Raw genomic sequence first — 18,988 nt, forward strand, 5'->3', positions numbered from 1 at the left:
GGAGAAAACGTTATGCACGCCAGTCAAGTCCGTGCTCGCCGAGCCCCCCTTGCCACGCATCGCGGACATCTTTTGCGCCAGGCCGCGCTGCGGCCGGTCCTCGTCGAGTTGGAAGACGGTGTGTGCGATATGCGCCTGCGCATCACCGAGGACCAGTTCAGCTATGGCGTGATGGCCCAGTTCGGCGCCCCGTCCACCGACGCCTTCGAAGTGGAGCTCGAAGGCAACCAGATCCTGATCACGATGACACAGTTGGTGCGCGACGATCCCCCGCAAAGCCAGGTCGCGCTGACGTTCCCCCATGCTATCGACGCTTTGGCGTCGTGCGGGGAATGCGCCGAAGGGCTGCTGCACCTGTCGTTGCGCAAGGAGATGCCGTGATGCATGCGTTGACGCGCCTTCAGGCCCGCTGCGCAACCACCAGGTTTGCCAGGAACTGGTCATGAGCACCAAAGTCGTTTCCGCGACGCACTGGAGTACTGCATCTGATGGCAGCACGACAGGCACATCGCCCATGGAATTGTCAGCCTTGGGGGAGCACCTGGACCTGTGCAAGGGATCGCGTGGACATCTGTTCGCGCTGCATTGCGTCATGGAAGCCACGAGCTGCTTCGTGGCATCTCGCTTCGTGACGACGCTGCTGGTGATCGCGCTGCTGATCGGTGCTGCTTCCCTGATGTTGTAAGGCAGCGTGCGCAACGCGAGTCATCGGGTCTGGTGCCAGTCCGTGAAACTGCACTCCCGGACTTGCGCCATATCAAGAGCTTGGATGTCTATTCAGGCGATGCTGTGATACCTCACTGATATTGGGGAAGGTCTCATGGCGCCGATATTCAAACATTTCCTGATTGCGGCTGCATTGGCCGCCAGTGCAATCAGCCAGGCCGCGGACGAACCGGCGGCCCCGCCTGCGTCTCCTGCGACGCAAAGCCCGGGGAGGGCCCACGCACTCGCGACCAAGGCCGCGCAGGACGCTGCAATCGCGACGCGCGAAGCCGCTGCGCGTGTGTCGGCTGCGTTGAAGAGGGCAGAGGCGGCAGCCGACGATGGTTCCGAGCGCTCGGCGCAGGCCGTTCGCCGGGCTGTTCACAGGGCGGATGAAGCGACAAAGCGCGCGGTAAGCAGTGCAGAACAAGCCACAGCGCGTGCGACGCAGAATGGGAAGGAGCGTTCCCGGAAGGCCGAAGACGCGGTCAAACAAGCGGCGGCCGCCACTCGGGACGCCGCCGAGAAGGCGGATAGCGCCGCGCGGCATGCCGCCCAATCTGCCAGGGAGGATGCGCTGAAGGCGGCGCATGCCACGCGCGATGCCCTGCGCAAAGCTGAGAAGGATGCGCGGCGGGCAGTCCGTGCATCGAAGGATGCAGCCGAAAAGCTTGTGCAGGCCGGCAAGAAAAGACTGCATGCAGACTCCCACCCGAGCCTTCTAGCACGGGTGTCTTGATGTCATGGACACCTATTTGCTGAAGCGGCTAGACGGACTCCAGGCGGGGGAGTCGGGAGCCGCCCTGGCCTCGGCGGTTCGCATCATGGCGCGACTCCTTCGGGGCTTCGATGCGTAAGCCGAACCCGCAGCCTGGCGGGCTCTTCTTCAACCCGCGGTCTATACGCACTGGTTCATTTCGGTCTGGTGCTACTTCGCCGCGGCGTCCGGCGCGGGCATGGGCATGACGCCGGTCGCTTTCCCCGTCGATTCACTGGGGCCGTGGGGCACTGGCGTGCCCGTGCTCGGACCGGCCGCGGTGCCGCTCACGCTGACCGTGAACGGTGTGGCGCGGTCGCTTCATGTCGAGCCGCGCACCACACTGGCCGAGGCGCTGCGCGGGCCGCTGGATCTCACGGGCAGCAAGATTGCCTGCAACCGCGGCGCCTGTTCGGCCTGCACGGTCTGGCTCGACGGCATGACGGTGTGCGCCTGCATGATGCTGGCCGTCGAGGTCGGCGCGCGCAAGGTCACGACCATCGAAGGCCTCGCGCATGGGGACACGCTGCACCCGGTGCAGGCCGCGTTCATCGAGCATGACGCGATGCAATGCGGCTTCTGCACGCCTGGCATGGTGATGAGCTGCGCAGCGCTGCTGGAAAACACCCCGCATCCGGGCGTGGACGATGTGAAGGCCGCGATCGGCGGCCACCTGTGCCGCTGCGGCACTTATCCGCACGTGGTCGAGGCGACGCTCGCCGCAGCCGCGTCGAAAGGCAAGGGTTGAGCCGATGGCCACCGACACCCGCAGCGAAACCTTTCCTTTCGGCATCGCCGGCATCGGGCTCTCCGAAGTGGTGCGCCAGCTGCCTGCAAACGAGCCCCCCGCGCTGGCACCGAACGCGCAACTGCAGGTGATCGGCAAGCCCGTGCCACGCCAGAACGGGCGCGCGAAGGTCACCGGTGCCACGCGCTATACGGTGGATCTGAAGCTGCCCGGCATGTTGTACGGTCGCATCCTGCGCTCGATCTGGCCGCATGCACGCATCCGAAGCGTTGACGTCTCGGCCGCCCAGAAGCTGCCCGGCGTGCGCGGCGTCGTGGTGCTGGCCCACCCTGAGGACGCCGCCTCGGCCACCGTGCGCTATGTCGGCGCACCGTTGGCGGCGGTCGCTGCCGTGTCGATGGCCGTGGCCGAGGAGGCGCTGAGCCTGATCCGCGTCGACGCGCAGCCGCTGCCCTTCGTTACAGACATCGATCAGGCGCTGCTCGCCAGCGCGCAGCCCGTCTTCGACAGCGCCTCGGCGCCGCAGGGAAATGGCTCGGGCTTTCCGGCGGCGTCCGGCCTGCCGCTGGCGGGCAACCTGCGCGGGCCGGCGGTCGCGTCGCGCGGCAACATCACCGAGGGTTTCGCGCAGGCCGAGATGACCGTGGAGGCCGAGTACCGCACGCAGGTGCAGACGCATTGCTGCATGGAGCCGCACGCCACCATCGCCGACTGGCGCGCCGAGGGCTTGACGGTCCACCAGTCCACCCAGTTCACGGCGGGCGTGCGGCAGGAACTCGCAGCCACGTTCGGCCTGCCGCTGGCCAGGGTGCGCGTCGTCGTCGATGGCATGGGCGGCGGCTTCGGCAGCAAGTCGCAGTTGGGCAACTACGGCCGCATCGCGGTGATGCTGTCGCGCCAGGCCGGGGCACCCGTGCGCATAGCGCTGGATCGTCGCGAAGAGCAGACCGATGCGGGCAACCGCCCCGGGACCTGGCAACAGCTGCGCATCGGCGCCCGGCGCGACGGCACGCTGACGGCCATTTCGCTGCGCAGTCGAGGCACGGCCGGCGTGACCGTCGGTGCCGGCGTCGGCAATAACGCACAGTCGATGTACGAGTGCCCGAACTTCGATGGGGCGCAGTATGACGTTTTCACCAACGCCGGGCCTGGCTGTGCAATGCGCGGACCGGGCAACACGCCGGGCGCGTGGGGCCTGGAGCAGGCGATCGACGAACTGGCCGGCAAGCTGGGCATGGACCCAGTGGCACTGCGCGACCACGTTGATGCCAGTCCGGTGCGGCGCGAGGAGCGCCGGCTCGGCGCCGAACGCATCGGCTGGGCGCGGCATCGGGCCGCTGGCGCGTCGCGTTCGGGAAGCGGCCCCGTCAGGCGGGGCATGGGCATGGCGCAGTCGATCTGGGGTGCCAACGTGCAGACCAATTCGTCCTGCGAAGTGCGTCTGCACCGCGATGGCACGGTGGAGCTGCTGTCGAGCGTGCAGGACATCGGCACCGGTATCGGCACCGTGCTCGCGCAGGTGGTGGCCGAGGTGTTCGGCCTGCGCGCGCAGGATATCCATGTGCGCATCGGCGACACCGAGTTTCCGGCCGGTCCGCCCTCGTACGGCAGCCGGACCACGGCATCGATCACCCCTCCTGCGCGCACGGCCGCCTGGCGCGTGCTGCAGGCGCTGCTGGCGGTGGTGGCACCAGCGCTGCAGGCGCGTCCTGAGGACCTGATCGCGCGCGATGGCCGCATCGTCGTGCGCAGCCAGCCGGCGCGCGGCCTGTCGTTTCGCGAAGGGGCTGCCTTGCTGCGCACCGACCGCATCAGCGAGATCGCTTCGCGCGGCGACGACTATGGCGGTTTCCGGCGGCGCGTCGGCAGCGACGCGGCGCTGGCACAGCAGGACTTGGGTGGCGTGCAGTTCGCCGCAGTGGCGGTGGATACCGAGACCGGCATCATTTGCGTCGAGCGCGTGGTGGCGGTGCACGACTGCGGCCGTCCGATGAACCCGAAGCTGATCGAAAGCCAGGTACAGGGCGGCGTGCTGATGGGGCTGTCGTATGCGTTGTTCGAGGACCGCATCCTCGACCGGCATACCAGCCGCATGGTGAACGCCAACCTCGAGCAATACAAGCTGGCGGGCGCGCGCGAAATTCCTGCCATCGAGGTCATCCTGCTTGAGAACTACCAGGGGCAGAGCGCGACCGATGCTTACGGCATCGCCGAGCCCGCCAACATCGGCACCGCACCGGCCATCGCCAACGCGGTCTGCGATGCGATCGGCGTCCGGCTGCGCTCGCTGCCGATGACGCCCGCGGTGGTTCTCGCCGCGCTCGGTGGTATGCGCAGCGAAACGGGGTCCGCATGAACACCTTTGCCTGGATACCTGTGCGCACGATCGGTGAGGCTGCCGCCCTGGCATCAGACACGGTGGCCGACGCGATGTGCGTGGCGCCCACCGATCCCGGCAACGCCGCAAGCGGCGTGGTCAAGGCCGGCGGCATCGACCTGCTCGATCTCATGAAGGAGCAAATGCTGTCTCCGGCGACGCTGGTCAGCCTGACGGCGATTCCCGGGCTGGCGCGCATCGAGGAACAAGCCGATGGCGGCCTGCGCGTGGGCGCGATGACCACGCTGGCCGACCTGGCTGCACACGCCCTTGTGCGGCGCCGCTGGCCTGCGCTGGCCGACGCCGCCGGCGGGTCGGCCAGCCCGCAGATTAGGCATGTCGCGACTCTGGGCGGCAACCTGCTGCAGCGGCCCCGTTGCTGGTACTTCCGTGCCGCCGAGTTTCACTGCCTGCGCAAGGGCGGCGGCCACTGCTTCGCCCTCGACGGCGAGAACGCCTACCACGCGATCTTCGACAACCGCAGCTGCGCGATCGTCCATCCGTCGACGGCCGCCACGGTGCTGGTGGCGCTGGGTGCGGTGGTCGAACTCGCCAATGCCGGGGCGGCCGTGCGCCGGATCCTTCTGGAAGACTTCCTTGTCCCGCCCGGCCGCGACCTTCAGCGCGAGAACGACCTCCAGCCCCACGAGATACTGACGGCCGTCGTGCTGCCGGCGCGGCCCCCCGGCGTGCGCATGGCGCACCAGAAAATCAGCCAGAAGGCGTCGTTCGACTGGCCGCTGGCAGACGTCGCTGTCGTGCTCGACGTCGGCGCCGATGGCACTTGCCGCTGGGCCTCGATTGTGCTGGGTGCCGCGGCGCCCGTACCGCACCGCGCCAAGGCGGCCGAAGCCGCGCTTGCGGGCCAGCGCATCACCGACGCGGCGGCAAAAGACGCAGCCCACGCGGCCCTGGAAGGGGCCACGCCGTTGACGCAGAACACCTACAAGTTGGCCCTGTTCGAGACGCTCGTGCGCCGCACGATCCTGCAGGCCGTGGACCTGGAGAAAAAATGATGACACGACGCCAAATCAATACGGGAGTCCCCCCGGGCGCCGCGCTCGCCGCCGTGATCAGGTAATCAGCCGCGGGTACATCCAGCCGCCGATCCACACCAACATGGCGAGCCCAGCAGCCAGCACGCTGAAGTCCATGCCGAGGCCGAGCGTCGTGGCGCCCCCCACCAGCATCAGCGAACGCAGGCCGTCGACGACGTAGCTCAGCGGGTTGGCATGCGCCACGACCTTCAGCCACGTCGGCATGATGTCGGTCGGGTAGATCGCGTTGCTGGCGAAGAACAGCGGCATCGTCAGAACTTGCCCGATGCCCATGAAGCGCTCGCGCGTCTTGACGATGCAGGCGATGATCAGCGAGAAAGTCGAGAATAGCGCCGCGCCCAGCAGCACCAGCGCCACTACGCCGAGCAGCGCCTGCGGGCTCCAGACCAGCGAGACGCCGAGCGCTACCGCCAAACCATACACGATGACCGCCTGGGTCAAGGCTCTCACGCCAGAGGCCAGCGCCTTGCCCAGCACCAGCGCCGTGCGCGGCGTGGGGCTGGCAAGGAATTTGTGCACGATGCCCAGGTCGCGCTCCCAAATCACCGAGATGCCATTGAAGATGGCGACGAACAGCACGCTCTGCGCCAGGATGCCGGGCACCAGGAAGGCCATGTAGTCGACACCGCCGGTGGGGATGGCATGCGCCCGCGCGAAGACCTGGCCGAACACCAGCAGCCACAGCATCGGCTGGATCGCCCGCGTCAGCAGCTCGGTCGGGTCGTGGCGCAGCTTGTGCATGTCCATGCCCGTGATGGCGGCCACCTTGGCGACATAGCGCAGGCTGCGTACGGAAAAGTTCGGCGCCATCGTGTTTCCCGCCTGTTCAGGCCAGCCGCTGGCTGGACTGCCGCGTATGGGAGGTCTCGCCATAGGCGCCGGCGGCCTCGGCCGACTCGCCGGTGTAGTGCGCAAATAGTTCGTCGAGCGTCGCACCGGGCTGGCCACTGGCTGCACGCAGCTCGACCAGAGAGCCGCAGACCACCAGTTTGCCTGCCCGCAGGATGCCAAAGCGCGAGCACAGCGCCTGCGCCTCTTCCATGTAATGGGTGGTCATGAAGATCGTGGTCTCGTACTTCGCCCGAAGCTCGCGAATATGCGCCCACACCGTGTCGCGAGCCACTGGATCGAGCCCCACTGTCGGCTCGTCGAGAAACAGCAGCCGCGGCCGGTGCAACATGGACTGCGCGATCTCCAGGCGGCGGATCATGCCGCCCGAGTAGGTGGCGACCAGCCGCCCGGCGGCATCCTGCAGGTCCATGAAGGCCAGCGCTTCGGCGATGCGTTGCGCCCGTTCGGCGCGCGGGATGTCATACAGGCTCGCGAACACGAACAGGTTCTCGTAGCCGGTGAGCTCGCCGTCGGCCGACAGCGCCTGCGGCACGTAGCCGATCGCGGCGCGCACCGAGGTTGCCTCGCTGACGACATCCAGTCCTTCGACGCGTGCGCTGCCCGAGCTTGGCGGCAGCAGCGTTGTCAGCATCTTGATCAGCGTGCTCTTGCCGGCGCCGTTTCTTCCGAGCAGGCCGAAGACTTCGCCTTCGGCCACCGTCAGGTCGAGGTGGTCCACCACCACGTGGTCACCGAAGCGGCGTGTCAATGCCTGCGTCTGCAGCGCCAACGGCGCGGGAGCCACACTGTCGCTGCCGGGCAGGATCAGGTTGGCCACAGGATTTCCGGGGGCGGTGTCAGCGCCCAGTCACGAGGCCGGCTGCCGCTTGCTGCTGTCGCTGCCGGGCCAGTGCCACCAACTGGGCCTGGGTCGGATGATCCACGGTTTCCCAGCCCGTGATGTGGGGCGCCAGCGCAGGACGGTGCTTGCCGACATAGTGGCGGAAGTCCGCCTGCGCCGTGTGCGACCCGGTCACCAGGATCGACGCGATGCCGGCGAGCGCATCGCAGACCTCGCCATAGAATTCATGCCCGGCCGCGTTGATTTGTAGGGATGATCGTGTTGTCACGTTAATCACTCTAGGGTACGACGACGCGCATGGACTTGACACAGCGCAAGGTCGGTGCCGTCAGGCACGCCTGGAGCTTTTGTGCGTCGTCATGCGGGCATAGAAAAATCGCTTGGCCCCTTCGACCAGCACCAGGTAGGCTAGCACCATGCCGGTCAGCCACGCGAAGAAAATGGCGGGTGGCGACTCGAAATGGAACAGCGGGCCCAGCGGCGTGAAGGGCAGCAGCAGGGCCAGGGCTACGACGGCCACCGAGGCCGCCGTCAGCACCGCGCTGGGCCGGCTGGCCCAGGGCCTGCCGCGGGTGCGGATGACGAAGATCACCAGCACTTGGGTCACCAGCGACTCGATGAACCAGCCGGTATGGAACAGAGCCTCATCCGCGTGCAGCACCCGCAGCAGGATCCAGAAGGTCAATGCGTCGAAGGCCGAGCTGATCAGGCCGAACAGCCACATATAGCGCTGGATGAAGCCCATATCCAGCGTGCGCGGGCGGCGCAGGTCGCTGGCATCGACCCGGTCCAGGGGAATGGCCGCCTCCGACAGGTCGTACAGCACATTGTTGAGCAGGATCTGCGTGGGCAACATCGGCAGGAAGGGCAAGAACACCGAGGCGCCCGCCATGCTCAGCATGTTTCCGAAGTTGGAACTGGTTCCCATCATGATGTACTTCATCACGTTGCCGAAGGTGCGCCGGCCTTCGAGCACGCCTTCGTGCAGCACCGCAAGGTCGTGGTCGAGCATCACCATGTCGGCCACCTCGCGCGCCACATCGACCGCAGAGTCCACCGTGAGGCCGACGTCGGCCGAGCGCAGCGGCGGCGCGTCGTTGATGCCGTCGCCCAGGTAGCCGACCACATAGCCACGCGCCTTGAGCGCGAGCACGATGCGGTTCTTCTGGGCCGGGTTGACACGACAGAAGAGGGTGGTGTGGCCGACCCGCGCACGTAGCGCCGCCTCGTCCATATGCGCGATCTCCTGGCCGGTCAGCACGCCCTTGACTGGCAGTTTCAGCAGCGTGCACAGGTGCTGGGTCACGAGTTCACTGTCGCCGCTGACGATCTTCACGGCCACGCCGCTTTTCGCCAGTGCGGCCAGCGCGGCACCGGCGCCGGCCTTGGGCGGATCGATGAAGGCGGCAAAGCCCGCGAACACCAGGTCGCTCTCGTCGCGCACGTCGGCATGCAGGTGATCCGCGGACACCTCCCGCCAGGCGACGCCGAGCACGCGCAGACCCTCCCGCTCCAGGCCGTGGCAGCGTTCACGCAGGCCTTCGCGCGCGGCCGTATCCAGCGGCACCATCGAGCGCCCTTCATCCTGCTCGCAGCGGTCGCACAGCGCGAGCACGTCCTCGGGCGCGCCCTTGACCACCAGCCAGCGCGCATCGCCGCGATCGACCAGCACCGAGACGCGCCGGCGCTCGAAGTCGAAGGGCACCTCGTCCATCTTCTGCCAGGCCGAAATGTCCACTGGGCGCGCCAGAATGGCCTCGTCGAGCGGGCTGCGCAGGCCGCTTTCGAAGACGCTGTTGAGATAGGCCAGCATCAGCACGTGGGGTGTGTCGCGTCCGTCCACGTCCACGCAGCGCGCGAGGCTGATCTTTGCTTCGGTCAGCGTACCGGTCTTGTCGGTGCACAGCACGTCCATTGCGCCGAGGTTCTGGATCGAGGCCAGGCGCTTGACGATCACGCGGCGCTTGGCCATGCGCATCGCGCCGCGCGACAGCGTGACCGAGACCACCATCGGCAGCAGCTCCGGCGTCAGGCCGACCGCGAGCGCGATGGCGAACAGGAAGGAGTCCAGCAGCGGCCTGTGCAGCACCAGGTTGACCAGCATGACAAACAGGACCAGCAGCAGCGTGATGCGCATCAGCAGCATGCCGAAGCGGTGCATGCCGATTTCGAAGGCGGTGGGCGGCGGCTCGGCCTGGATGCTGTGCGCCACTTCGCCCAGCGCGGTTGCCCCCCCGGTGGCCATGACTTGCATCCGGGCGCTGCCGCTGACCACCGTGCTGCCCATGAAGGCCGCGTTGAGGGCCTGCTGCAGCTCCGTGGCGCCGGGTTCGAGCAGCCCTGGCCGCTTCTCGACCGGGTAGGACTCGCCAGTGAGCAGACCCTGGTTCACGAAGAAGTCGCGCGCCTCGAGCAGCCGGCCGTCGGCCGGCACACGGTCGCCGGCGGACAGCAGCACCAGATCGCCCGGCACGAGCTCGTCCACCGGGACCTCTTGCGTATGGGTATCGCGTAACACGCTGGCGCGCAGCGCCACCGATTCGCGCAGCTTCTGCGCGGCGAGGTTGGCGCGATGCTCTTGCACGAAATCCAGCGCCACGCTCAAAAGCACTATCAACAGGATGATCGTGAAGTTGGTCAGGTCGCCGGTCAGGGCTGAGACCGCGCTGGCGGCCAGCAGAATAAGCACCAGTGGATTGCGAAAGCGCGCCAGGAACTGCAGCAGCAGCGCCTGGCGCTTGCGCGACTCGAAGCTGTTCGGACCGAAGCGCGCGAGCGCCTGCTGCGCCTCGGCTTGCGACAGGCCCCCGCTCCCGGTTGGCGCTGCCTCCAGCCACCAGGGCTGGGCGGGGCCGGCAGGAGCGGGGGGCGTACTGATCAGGCGCGCAGTACGCATTTTTGTGAAGGCGCTGCGTGCGCCGCTGCAAGTCGCATTTCGCCATCAGCGCCGCAGGCATGCTTCATGTCGTACGCCATGGTGAATTCCTTTCGCGCAAAGAAGCTGTCGGAGTTTCATACTGATGCGGTAGCTGGTTGCGGGCACAAGACTAGGTATGTGGACTGCCGCACCATGCGGATGGCTGGTGTTCTTGGCGTGTTGCTTTCCGTGGTGCTCGTTTTACCTCTGCCGTTGGTGAATGTCCCTTGCGGCATCGCACTGGTGCTGCTTTCACTCGGGGGGTTATATGAGGACGGCCTTTTTTTGATATTGGGCTTCGTTGCCGGATTCGCATCGCTTGGGCTGACCGCAGCTGTTGTGATTTTTTCTTTGCGCGTCGGCAAGCAGATTCTGTTGCTCTGGCATTTCTGAGTATCCTGAAGATCATTGACGCAATGTCGCTGCGCGCTCTTCGCCGCTGAGCGGCTCGGCCATTGCAGATAGTTCATTCAAAACGGCGATGTCGGCTTCGGATGCATCGCCCTGGCGGGCCAGCAGGCGCGCGCGCAGCACCGGTAGCGGCGCCTCGCAGGCCACAATCGAAAACGGCACGCCGAGCGCGCGTGCCAGCGCAAGCGCCTCGGTTCTTTCCGCGCGGCGCAGGAACGCGGCGTCGAGGATCACCGGGAAGCCCGCCTGCAATGCGATGCGCGTTATTTTGAACAGGTGGCCGTAGGTGCGCGCCGAGGCCGTGGCGTCGTACAGGTTCAGTCCCCTGGCGCGTGAATCCTCGAGCATGCCAAGCCCGAACAGGCGCTTGCGCTCCACATCCGAGCGCAGTCTGATGGCGCCCTCGCTCTCCAGCAGGCGCTGCGAGACGAATGTCTTGCCTGACCCCGGCAGGCCGTGGGTGATGAACAGCCGGGCGTTGCCCCGCTGTGTCCAATCCAGCGCAATGTCCAGGTACTTGCGCGCGGCGGTGCCGCCCGCGCCGCGGAGGTGTTCCACCTGGGCTCGCACCAGTGCCCGGTAAACCACCGAAAAGCGCAAGCCGGGCAGGCCGTCATGGTCACCTGTCCGGTCGAGCCACCCGTTGATGAAGCGAAAGGCGAAGTCGCGCCGATGCTGGGCGGCGAAGTCCATCATGACGAACGCCGCGTCGTCGAGCACGTCGATCCAGCGCAGCGCCGGGTCGAACTCGATGCAATCGAAGGCGGCAATGGTGCCATCGAGGCTCACCACGTTGGCCAGGTGCAGGTCACCGTGGCATTCGCGCACACGGCCGTTTGCCTTGCGCGATGTCCACAAGGGCGCCAATGTGACGGCTTGGGCTTCGAGCCAGGCCCGCAGAGCGGCGTGCTCCGTGTCGCTTGCCAACGTTTGCACGCGCTCGAGCGCCGCCAGCGCGGCGCTGCGCCGGAGTTCGGCGCTGGCGAAACGGCTCGTGGCCGCGGCGCCCGGCGTACGCTCGTGAAAATCGGCGAGCAGCGCGGCCAGCCGATCGACATCGCCGGCGGCAAGGCGGCCTGCGTCAAGCTGCTCGCTAAACAGCGCGCCCGAAGCAAAGCGGCGCATGCGCACCGCATATTCCAGGGTTGGACCCGGGCCATCGAGTACCGGCGACTCCAGCGTGCCGGTGATACGCGTGACGCCAAGATACAACGAGGGCGCCAGCCTGTGGTTCAGCCGCACCTCTTCTTCGCAGAAATGCTGGCGCGCCTGCAGTGTGCCGTAGTCGACGAAAGGCAGCCGTACCGGCTTTTTGATCTTGTAAGCGGTGTCGCTCGTCAGCAGCACCCACGAGATAAGGGTTTCGATGAGTCGGGCATCCAGCGCACGAGCCAGTGCTTTGACGAGAGCAGTGGAGTCAACAGTTTGCATCCTGGGGCGAGGGTAAGCCACGAAAGTGGCGTTGGACTTGATGTCTGTCAAATGCGTGGTGCTTCCACCTCGTTAGGCTGAACCTTTGTAATTCTTCAGGAGCGGCACATGGCAACAACGAGACGCATCGCTGTGATAACCGGTGGCACGGGAGGACTCGGTGAGGCGGTTTGCAGACGCCTGGCCGATGACGACTTCACGGTTGTGGCACTGCATTCGCCCGGGAACCAACAAGTACAGGCTTGGCAGACGGCGCAGGAGGCGGTGGGTTACCACTTTGGAACGGTGGGGGTTGACGTCGCAAGTTTCGATTCCTGCGCGGCTGCGGCGCAGGCCATCCACCAGCAACATGGCCCTGTGTCCGTGCTGGTCAACAACGCCGGCATCACGCGCGATGCGAGTTTTCGCAAGATGACCCCGCAAGCGTGGGACGCGGTGCTGCGCACCAATCTCGACTCGATGTTCAACATGACGCGGCAAATCATCGAAGACATGCTTTCCCTCGGCTGGGGCCGCATCGTCAACATCTCGTCGGTCAACGGCCAGCGCGGCGCCTTTGGTCAGGCCAACTATGCGGCGTCGAAGGCCGGCATCCACGGTTTCACGAAGACGCTGGCACTGGAATTCGCCAGCAAGAACATCACCGTCAACACCATTTCGCCTGGCTATCTGCGCACGCGCATGGTCGAGAAAATGCCACCCGACGTGCTGCGCGAGCGAATCCTCCCGCAGATCCCCGTGGGCCGCCTCGGCGAGCCGGCCGAGGTCGCCGAACTGGTAGCCTACCTGGCTTCAGAGCGTGCGGCCTTCGTCACTGGCGCCAATGTGGCAATCAACGGCGGCCAGCATATGTACTGACCGCCGCCCGACCTTATTGCACCGCCAGCTTCTTGGACGCGGCGGTAGCCTTTTTCGGCAACTCCAGCGTCAGTACGCCATCGGCGTACTTGGCCTGTGCCTTGGTATCGTCCACATCTTGCGCCAAGCTGAAAGTGCGCGAAACGTTGCCGTAATAGCGCTCGCTGCGCAGTACTTTGTTGCCGTTGCCCTTGGTTTCCTTTTCCTGTTTGACCTCGGCGTCGATCTGTACGACGTTGCCGTCAATGCGCACGTTGATGTCTTCCTTCTTGACACCTGGCAGGTCAGCCTTGACCACGTAGGTATTGTCCTTTTCCGAAAGGTCCAGGCGCATGTCAAGGACTGGGGGGGCATCTCGAACTGGGCCGGCGCAAAGAAGCGGCGCAGGGCCGATTCGAAGGGGTCGGTGAAGCCGGGTTCGAATACACGCAGATGGTTTGCCATGATGATCCTCTTGGGTTGGTTGAAAAATGGAAGAAAGAGGGCCGGCCATTGCTAGCCGGTAATCTCGAGTTTGTCCACGACACGCGAGACACCGCGCGCCGAGAACGCCGCACCGATGGCGGCGTCACGCTCTGGCAGTGAGTGGACCTTGCCGCGCAGGGTGACGACGCCACCCTCGACCTCGATGTTGATGTGGTCGGCTTCGCGCGCCGCCTGCCGTGTCAGCGCCGCGGTGATTTCAGTGCCGATGTCCTTCGAGCTTGCTCGGGGCTTGATGGTGATACGGTTGGTCAGGCCCCGCACGCCGACAAGCGGGCGAATGCATTGCTCGGCATTGGTGAACTGATAGCCCCAGTCGACCTCGCCGGTGAGCGTGACCCAACCGTCTTCAACCTCGACCTTCACGTGCTCGTCGGGAACGAGCGAACTCCAGCGCAGGGCAGAGGCCGCGGCCTGGGCGATTTCCGAATCGCTGCGCCGGTGCTCGGCAGCGAGTTTGACGTCCAGTTCGAGAGCAATGCCGCGTACACCCGCTACGCGGCGCGCCGCGCGCTCCGCCGCATATTTTTCGGCGAAGGTGTCCAGGTGGCCGCTCAGGGTCACCACGCCGTTCTTGACCATGACGCCAATGCCGGTGGCATTGATGGCCGCATCCCAGGCCAGTTCCGCCATGACGTCGGCCTTGAGTTGGGTATCGGTTTTCATACTTTGACTCTCCTTGAGTTGCAGCAATACGCCACCGCAAGATGCGATGGAAAATGAACTTTATTCGGCCTTCTGCACGACAGGTTTGATATTTCGCAAGCCATGCAGGTGTTCTCGCGCAGCTTGTCGGGTGACTTGATCTGACGCAACAAAAATGGAGCGGCCAGTTTGCAAAATGGTTACACGAAATAACATCAGGGATTACGCATGCTATTGACGCGCCACGGTTTTCTCTGGGTCTTCATCACCTTGGTGCTTGCCGGCCTGTCTTCGCCGGTATACCCGTTCGATCCGGTCGCAGACATGTCGGTGCTGTACCGCACTCACGTTGACAGGCGACTGGACGTGCCCGCGGTTGAAGTGCAGCGTTATGCAGAACTGGCTACAGAGGCCCTGGTCATGGCCGGCGTGTCGCTTGTGCAGCCGCAGTACCTCGCGGTGGTCGACCGCGATCCCGAAATTCAGGCTTTCTTTTTGTTCTGGCGCTCCGCGCAAGGCGAATTTCAGTGGGTGGGGGCGTCACCCGCGTCTACCGGCCGGCCCGGCAGTTTCGACCACTTTCAAACCCCGCTGGGTGTGTTCGACCACACTACGGAAAACCCCGACTTTCGGGCCGAGGGGACCCGAAACAGTAACGGCATACGCGGGTATGGCGCCAAGGGCATGCGCGTCTACGACTTTGGCTGGCAGCATGTTCCCAAGGGTTGGGGAGACGGCGCAGTGGTGGACATGCGGCTGCAGATGCACGCCACCGACCCGGACTTGCTGGAGCGCCGCTTGGGCAGTGCCCAATCGAAAGGCTGCATCCGCATTCCCGCTTCGCTCAATCGCCTGCTCGACCACTATGGAGTCCTTGATGCGGACTACGAACAGGCCTTGCGCAACGGTCGGCCCCTATGGGTCCTGGATGCACAACGCGAGCCTGTCCCATATCCTGGACGCTACTTGATCGTGGTGGAATCAGGGCGAGCGGACCGACCTGACTGGGCCCCGGCGCCAGGCCGACGCTAGCCTCAGGGGATGAGCACCGCGGCCCCATTGACCGTACCGGCACGCACCGCCTGGATGGCGGCGTTGGCGTCGCGCAGCGCGAAGGTCTGCACATGGGTTTGCAGCGCCAACTCGCCCACCAGGTTGAAGAAGGCATCGCCATCCGCGCGCGTGAGGTTGGCGACCGACTTGAGCACCCGCTCACCCCAGAGCAGCCGATAGTCGAAGGACGGGATAGCACTCATGTGGATGCCGGCACACACCACGGTGCCGCCCTTGCGCGTGGCAGCCAGTGCTGCCGGCACCAGTTCGCCTGCAGGCGCGAAGATCAACGCAGCGTCCAGCAGGGCAGGGACGGCATCGCCGGAGCTTGCCCCGGCCCATACGGCGCCCAGACTGCGCGCAAAATCCTGCCCGGCGCGGTCACCGGCACGGGTGAAGGCGAATACCTCTTGCCCGCGTGCCACGGCGATCTGGCAGATGATGTGGGCCGCAGCCCCGAAGCCATAGAGCCCCAATCGGCGCGGCGCGGCCGCGCCGGCCAGGCTCCAGGCGCGAAAACCAATCAGTCCGGCGCACAGCAGGGGTGCGGCATGGGCATCGTCGTAGTGTGGTGGCAGGGCGAAGCAGAAGCGCTCGTCGGCAGCGGCGTATTCGGCGAAGCCGCCGTCGCGGTCATAGCCCGTGAAGACGGGAAAGTCGCAGAGGTTTTCGCGCTCCATGGCGCAAAACGGGCAGCCGCCGCAGGTTCCACCCAGCCAGGGAATGCCCACACGCTGGCCCACGGTGAACCGTGTTGCCTTCGAGCCGAGGGCTGCGACCTGCCCGACGACCTCATGTCCCGGCACAACACAATCCCGATGCGGCGGCAGCTCGCCGTCAATGAGGTGCAGATCGGTGCGGCATACCCCGCAGGCAAGCACACGAACCACCACGTCGTGGTCGCCCGCTGCCGGAACGGGTTTGCGCTGCGCCACGAGTTTTCGCCCGGTCGGGTCGATGGTCATTGCGAACATGGAAGCTGGCAGCATGATGGTTGCATGGTATGCAATCTTGTCGATGGCGGGGAAAGCTTTCGCACCCTTATTGACTTTGCGCAAATCGGAAACCGGCATGAATGGAATCATGCAATATGTGGTTTTTAGTCTTACTGAAAGGATGTTTCTTCAATGGCGCCTTCCAACTCCCGGCCCGATGGATATGCACCCGCTCCGATGGATCTGCCACTCAAGCTCTGGCTGGCCCGGCTGGCTCACGGAATTTCGCCGGCGTCGGTCAGCCTTGCATACGCTGACTGGCTCAGCCACCTGCTGGTTGCGCCGTCCAAGCAGGCCGATCTGGCTGCCAGTGCACTGCGCAAGGCGATGCTATGGCTGCAGTATGCGCCGCATTCATGGCGTGGCGGGTGCCCCTTGTGCGTGGAGCCCCTGCCGCAGGACAAACGTTTCTCACCACAGGAATGGCATGTACCGCCGTTCAGTGCACTGGCTCAGGCCTTCTTATTGCAGCAGCAGTGGTGGGCCGAGGCCATGACCGGTATTCGCGGTGTATCGAAACACCATGAGGATGTAGCCGCCTTCACCATGCGCCAATGGCTGGACATGTGGTCACCTTCGAATTTCGTCGCGACCAATCCCCAGGTTTTGAGAGAAACGCTGGCCACTGGCTCGATCAACCTCGCGAATGGCGTGGCCAACTGGTGGCGTGATGCGCTGTCTGTGCTTTCAGATGGCAAGCCACGCGGCGTCGAGCAGTTCAGGCCCGGGCATGACATGGCAGTAACGCCGGGCAAGGTGGTGTTCAGGAACCGGCTGATTGAGTTGATCCAGTATGAACCCGCCACGGCAGAGGTTGATGCTGAGCCGATGCTCATCGTACCGTCATGGATCATGAAGTACTACATCCTGGACCTGACGCCCGACGATTCGCTGGTCAAATATCTGGTCACGCACGGGCATACCGTTTTCATGGTGTCCTGGAAAAATCCCGACACCAGCGACCGCAACCTGGGTCTGAACGACTACGTAGAGTTCGGTGTGATGGCGGCACTCGATGTCGTTCGGTCGATCCGGCCGCGCACGCGCGTGCACGCCGTGGGCTACTGCCTTGGGGGAACGCTGCTCGCCATCGCGGCGGCGGTGCTGGCGGACGAGCACCCCAATCCACTGATGACGGTAACGCTGCTGGCTGCGGAGACTGATTTCAAGGAGCCCGGCGAGCTGGGGTTGTTCATCGACGAAAGTCAAATTTCGTTTGTCGAAGACTTGATGTCCGAGCGGGGATACCTGGACGGTCGGCAGATGGCGGGTGCCTTCCAGTTGATCAACTCGAAGGATCTGGTGTGGTCGAAACTCGTGCATGAATACCTCATGGGCGCGCGCACGCCGATGACGGCGCTGCGAGCCTGGAATGCCGATGCAACACGCATGCCGGCACGCATGCACAGCGAATATCTGCGCGGGCTTTACCTTCACAACGATCTGGCCGAAGGCCGCTACCGTGTTGCTGGTCAGCCGGTGAGGCTGGCCGACATCAAACTGCCTCTTTTCGTAGTGGCGACCGAGGGCGACCATGTCTCGCCCTGGAAGTCGGTATACAAGATTCATCGGCTGGCGGGTGGTCCGGTCAGCTTTGCGCTGACCTCAGGCGGTCATAACGTCGGCATCGTCAATCCGCCGGCCGGTCCAGCGGCGTACTCGCAGGCAGGCTACCGCTTTGCTTCATGCAAGCCGGGCAAGGCGCCTGCCAACCCCCAAGACTGGCTCGACGCGGCAGAGCAGCGCACCGGCTCCTGGTGGCCCTGCTGGCATGAGTGGCTGCACAAGCACTCATCGCAGACGGTCAAGCCGCCAACACTCGATGGACTGGTGCTCGACGGTACGACCTTGGCAGCGCCCGGAAGTTACATATACCTGGACTGAAGTCTGCCGATCACTGCTGCATGGCAGGCCAGTTTGCCGCGCCATTCAGCGAACCCGCCATGGCCGCTTGCCAGGCTTCGAGTGCTGGCTTGAACCCGTTTTCAGCTTTCGTGTTGAATATGCGGTTTGCGCAACCCATCATCTCGGATTGGGTCTTTAGCGCATTTGCCATCAACGCCTGCCAGTACTCGGCTGCCTCTTGGAAATTTGAACGCAAGAGGTCCGACTGGATGGCCAGCAAGTCGGCTGGCTCGCACGTCCCACGCAGCCTTTGCGCCGCCGCCTCATGGTGCGCGCACGCCTGATGTGCTGCCTGTTGCTGGATTTTTCGCATAGCTTCAGAGCCGCGAAACAAGGCACACGCACTTTCGGTTGCCAGCGCAAGCTGTTGGCGGCCCAGGTCGGCCATCAAATTCATGGGCGCCAAATTGCCGGCTACGGCCTCATGATTCGACGCCGAGGGAGAAGCTTTTGAACTCATGGAAATCCCTTTCAAGGTTGAGGAAAGAATGGGTCAGCGCCGCATGGCCAGCCTCTGGCCATGCTCGTATTCAGCCTGGCACGAGGCACAAAAAGGCGCGGCGGGCAGGGCCACAAGGCGCCGCAGGTCGATCGCTTCGCCGCAACGCATGCAAAATCCATAACTCTGGTCCTGCAGACGGCGACGCGCATCCAGCACGTTCTGCAACTCTTGGGCGGCATGCTCCACCTTGATGTCGTCGACCCTGGCCAAGGTCTGCCCCGTGGCCACATCCTTGAAATCCACTACTTCGTGCTGTTCAGCCCCCCCTGTCTCATCGCTCAAATTGTCGGACGCATGAAGAATCGTGCGCAGTTCCGCCTCTCGCTGCGCGAGCAGTTGACTGAAGCGAGGTGCCAACCGAGCGTTGTATGTTTCCATAAAAGGATCCTTGCTACTAATGGTTTGATTCTGAAAGGTCCCCGCGTTGACGTCCTTGATCTAGAGCAAGGT

At 64.8% G+C, this 18,988-nt stretch carries 20 protein-coding genes; 10 read left to right on the top strand and 10 right to left on the bottom strand.

From position 1 onward, the window contains the following. The first annotated feature begins 12 nt into the window (after positions 1-12). The 6 genes from EUB48_RS08525 (at position 13) to EUB48_RS08550 (ending at position 5,603) form a co-directional block, all read left to right on the top strand. Positions 13-381 (top strand): hypothetical protein, encoded by a 369-nt coding sequence (locus tag EUB48_RS08525; protein WP_142818483.1) that lies wholly within the window; start codon positions 13-15, stop codon positions 379-381. 61 nt (positions 382-442) lie between these two features. Beyond that, positions 443-685: a hypothetical protein gene (locus tag EUB48_RS08530; RefSeq protein ID WP_142818484.1), complete on the top strand. Its 243-nt coding sequence runs from the start codon at positions 443-445 to the stop codon at positions 683-685. 135 nt (positions 686-820) lie between these two features. Next, positions 821-1,444, top strand: coding sequence for a hypothetical protein (locus tag EUB48_RS08535; RefSeq protein ID WP_142818485.1), 624 nt, complete (start codon positions 821-823; stop codon positions 1,442-1,444). Positions 1,445-1,667: 223 nt separating this feature from the next. Next, entirely contained in the window at positions 1,668-2,210 is a 543-nt protein-coding gene (locus EUB48_RS08540; protein WP_142818486.1) for a (2Fe-2S)-binding protein, read from the top strand. Positions 2,211-2,214: 4 nt separating this feature from the next. Continuing rightward, complete coding sequence (locus tag EUB48_RS08545) at positions 2,215-4,566, top strand: xanthine dehydrogenase family protein molybdopterin-binding subunit (RefSeq protein WP_142818487.1); 2,352 nt, start codon at positions 2,215-2,217, stop codon at positions 4,564-4,566. Further along, positions 4,563-5,603 (top strand): FAD binding domain-containing protein, encoded by a 1,041-nt coding sequence (locus EUB48_RS08550; protein ID WP_142818488.1) that lies wholly within the window; start codon positions 4,563-4,565, stop codon positions 5,601-5,603. Before EUB48_RS08545 ends, EUB48_RS08550 begins: the two co-directional genes overlap by 4 nt. 57 nt (positions 5,604-5,660) lie before the next feature. Here EUB48_RS08550 and EUB48_RS08555 read toward each other — a convergent pair whose 3' ends face one another. From EUB48_RS08555 to mgtA, 4 genes are read right to left on the bottom strand one after another with little or no spacing between them, the layout of a single operon-like run. Continuing rightward, a complete protein-coding gene (locus tag EUB48_RS08555) occupies positions 5,661-6,455 on the bottom strand; it encodes an ABC transporter permease (protein ID WP_142818489.1) in 795 nt (264 codons plus the stop codon). A gap of 16 nt (positions 6,456-6,471) precedes the next feature. Continuing rightward, positions 6,472-7,314: an ABC transporter ATP-binding protein gene (locus tag EUB48_RS08560; protein WP_244618374.1), complete on the bottom strand. Its 843-nt coding sequence runs from the start codon at positions 7,312-7,314 to the stop codon at positions 6,472-6,474. Between the two features lie 19 nt (positions 7,315-7,333). Beyond that, a complete protein-coding gene (locus EUB48_RS08565; RefSeq protein ID WP_210411712.1) occupies positions 7,334-7,606 on the bottom strand; it encodes a hypothetical protein in 273 nt (90 codons plus the stop codon). Between the two features lie 60 nt (positions 7,607-7,666). After that, the gene (gene mgtA, locus EUB48_RS08570; RefSeq protein WP_142818490.1) at positions 7,667-10,234 is read right to left on the bottom strand and encodes a magnesium-translocating P-type ATPase; all 2,568 of its coding nucleotides are present in this window, start codon (positions 10,232-10,234) and stop codon (positions 7,667-7,669) included. Between the two features lie 66 nt (positions 10,235-10,300). On the opposite strand from mgtA, the gene EUB48_RS08575 reads away from it, so the two are divergent. After that, the gene (locus tag EUB48_RS08575) at positions 10,301-10,648 is read left to right on the top strand and encodes an exopolysaccharide biosynthesis protein (RefSeq protein WP_142818491.1); all 348 of its coding nucleotides are present in this window, start codon (positions 10,301-10,303) and stop codon (positions 10,646-10,648) included. A gap of 12 nt (positions 10,649-10,660) precedes the next feature. On the opposite strand, the gene EUB48_RS08580 is transcribed toward EUB48_RS08575, so the two are convergent. Further along, entirely contained in the window at positions 10,661-12,097 is a 1,437-nt protein-coding gene (locus EUB48_RS08580) for a bifunctional aminoglycoside phosphotransferase/ATP-binding protein (RefSeq protein ID WP_142818492.1), read from the bottom strand. A gap of 108 nt (positions 12,098-12,205) precedes the next feature. Here EUB48_RS08580 and phbB point away from each other — a divergent pair, with 108 nt between their 5' ends. Next, the gene (phbB, locus tag EUB48_RS08585; protein ID WP_142818493.1) at positions 12,206-12,955 is read left to right on the top strand and encodes an acetoacetyl-CoA reductase; all 750 of its coding nucleotides are present in this window, start codon (positions 12,206-12,208) and stop codon (positions 12,953-12,955) included. Positions 12,956-12,968: 13 nt separating this feature from the next. Here phbB and EUB48_RS08590 read toward each other — a convergent pair whose 3' ends face one another. Both EUB48_RS08590 and EUB48_RS08595 read right to left on the bottom strand, forming a co-directional pair. Further along, positions 12,969-13,289, bottom strand: coding sequence for an Hsp20/alpha crystallin family protein (locus EUB48_RS08590; RefSeq protein WP_338052439.1), 321 nt, complete (start codon positions 13,287-13,289; stop codon positions 12,969-12,971). Positions 13,290-13,450: 161 nt separating this feature from the next. Continuing rightward, positions 13,451-14,104: a BON domain-containing protein gene (locus tag EUB48_RS08595; RefSeq protein WP_142818494.1), complete on the bottom strand. Its 654-nt coding sequence runs from the start codon at positions 14,102-14,104 to the stop codon at positions 13,451-13,453. Positions 14,105-14,311: 207 nt separating this feature from the next. Between EUB48_RS08595 and EUB48_RS08600 the strand changes: the two genes are divergently transcribed. Continuing rightward, positions 14,312-15,115, top strand: coding sequence for a L,D-transpeptidase (locus EUB48_RS08600; RefSeq protein ID WP_142818495.1), 804 nt, complete (start codon positions 14,312-14,314; stop codon positions 15,113-15,115). A gap of 2 nt (positions 15,116-15,117) precedes the next feature. Here the strand turns inward: EUB48_RS08600 and EUB48_RS08605 are convergent, their stop codons facing one another. Then, positions 15,118-16,110, bottom strand: a complete 993-nt coding sequence (locus tag EUB48_RS08605) for a zinc-dependent alcohol dehydrogenase family protein (protein ID WP_142818496.1) — start codon at positions 16,108-16,110, stop codon at positions 15,118-15,120. A 153-nt stretch (positions 16,111-16,263) separates the two neighbouring features. On the opposite strand from EUB48_RS08605, the gene EUB48_RS08610 reads away from it, so the two are divergent. Beyond that, positions 16,264-18,015 carry a PHA/PHB synthase family protein gene (locus tag EUB48_RS08610; protein WP_142818497.1) on the top strand — a complete coding sequence of 584 codons (1,752 nt, stop codon included), beginning with the start codon at positions 16,264-16,266 and terminating at the stop codon, positions 18,013-18,015. A 10-nt stretch (positions 18,016-18,025) separates the two neighbouring features. On the opposite strand, the gene EUB48_RS08615 is transcribed toward EUB48_RS08610, so the two are convergent. Next, positions 18,026-18,496: a phasin family protein gene (locus tag EUB48_RS08615; protein WP_142818498.1), complete on the bottom strand. Its 471-nt coding sequence runs from the start codon at positions 18,494-18,496 to the stop codon at positions 18,026-18,028. A 33-nt stretch (positions 18,497-18,529) separates the two neighbouring features. Further along, a complete protein-coding gene (locus EUB48_RS08620; protein ID WP_142818499.1) occupies positions 18,530-18,916 on the bottom strand; it encodes a TraR/DksA family transcriptional regulator in 387 nt (128 codons plus the stop codon). Positions 18,917-18,988 lie beyond the last annotated feature (72 nt).

This window comes from Rhodoferax sediminis (assembly GCF_006970865.1).
In the GTDB taxonomy this organism is placed as follows: Bacteria; Pseudomonadota; Gammaproteobacteria; order Burkholderiales; family Burkholderiaceae_C; genus Rhodoferax_A; species Rhodoferax_A sediminis.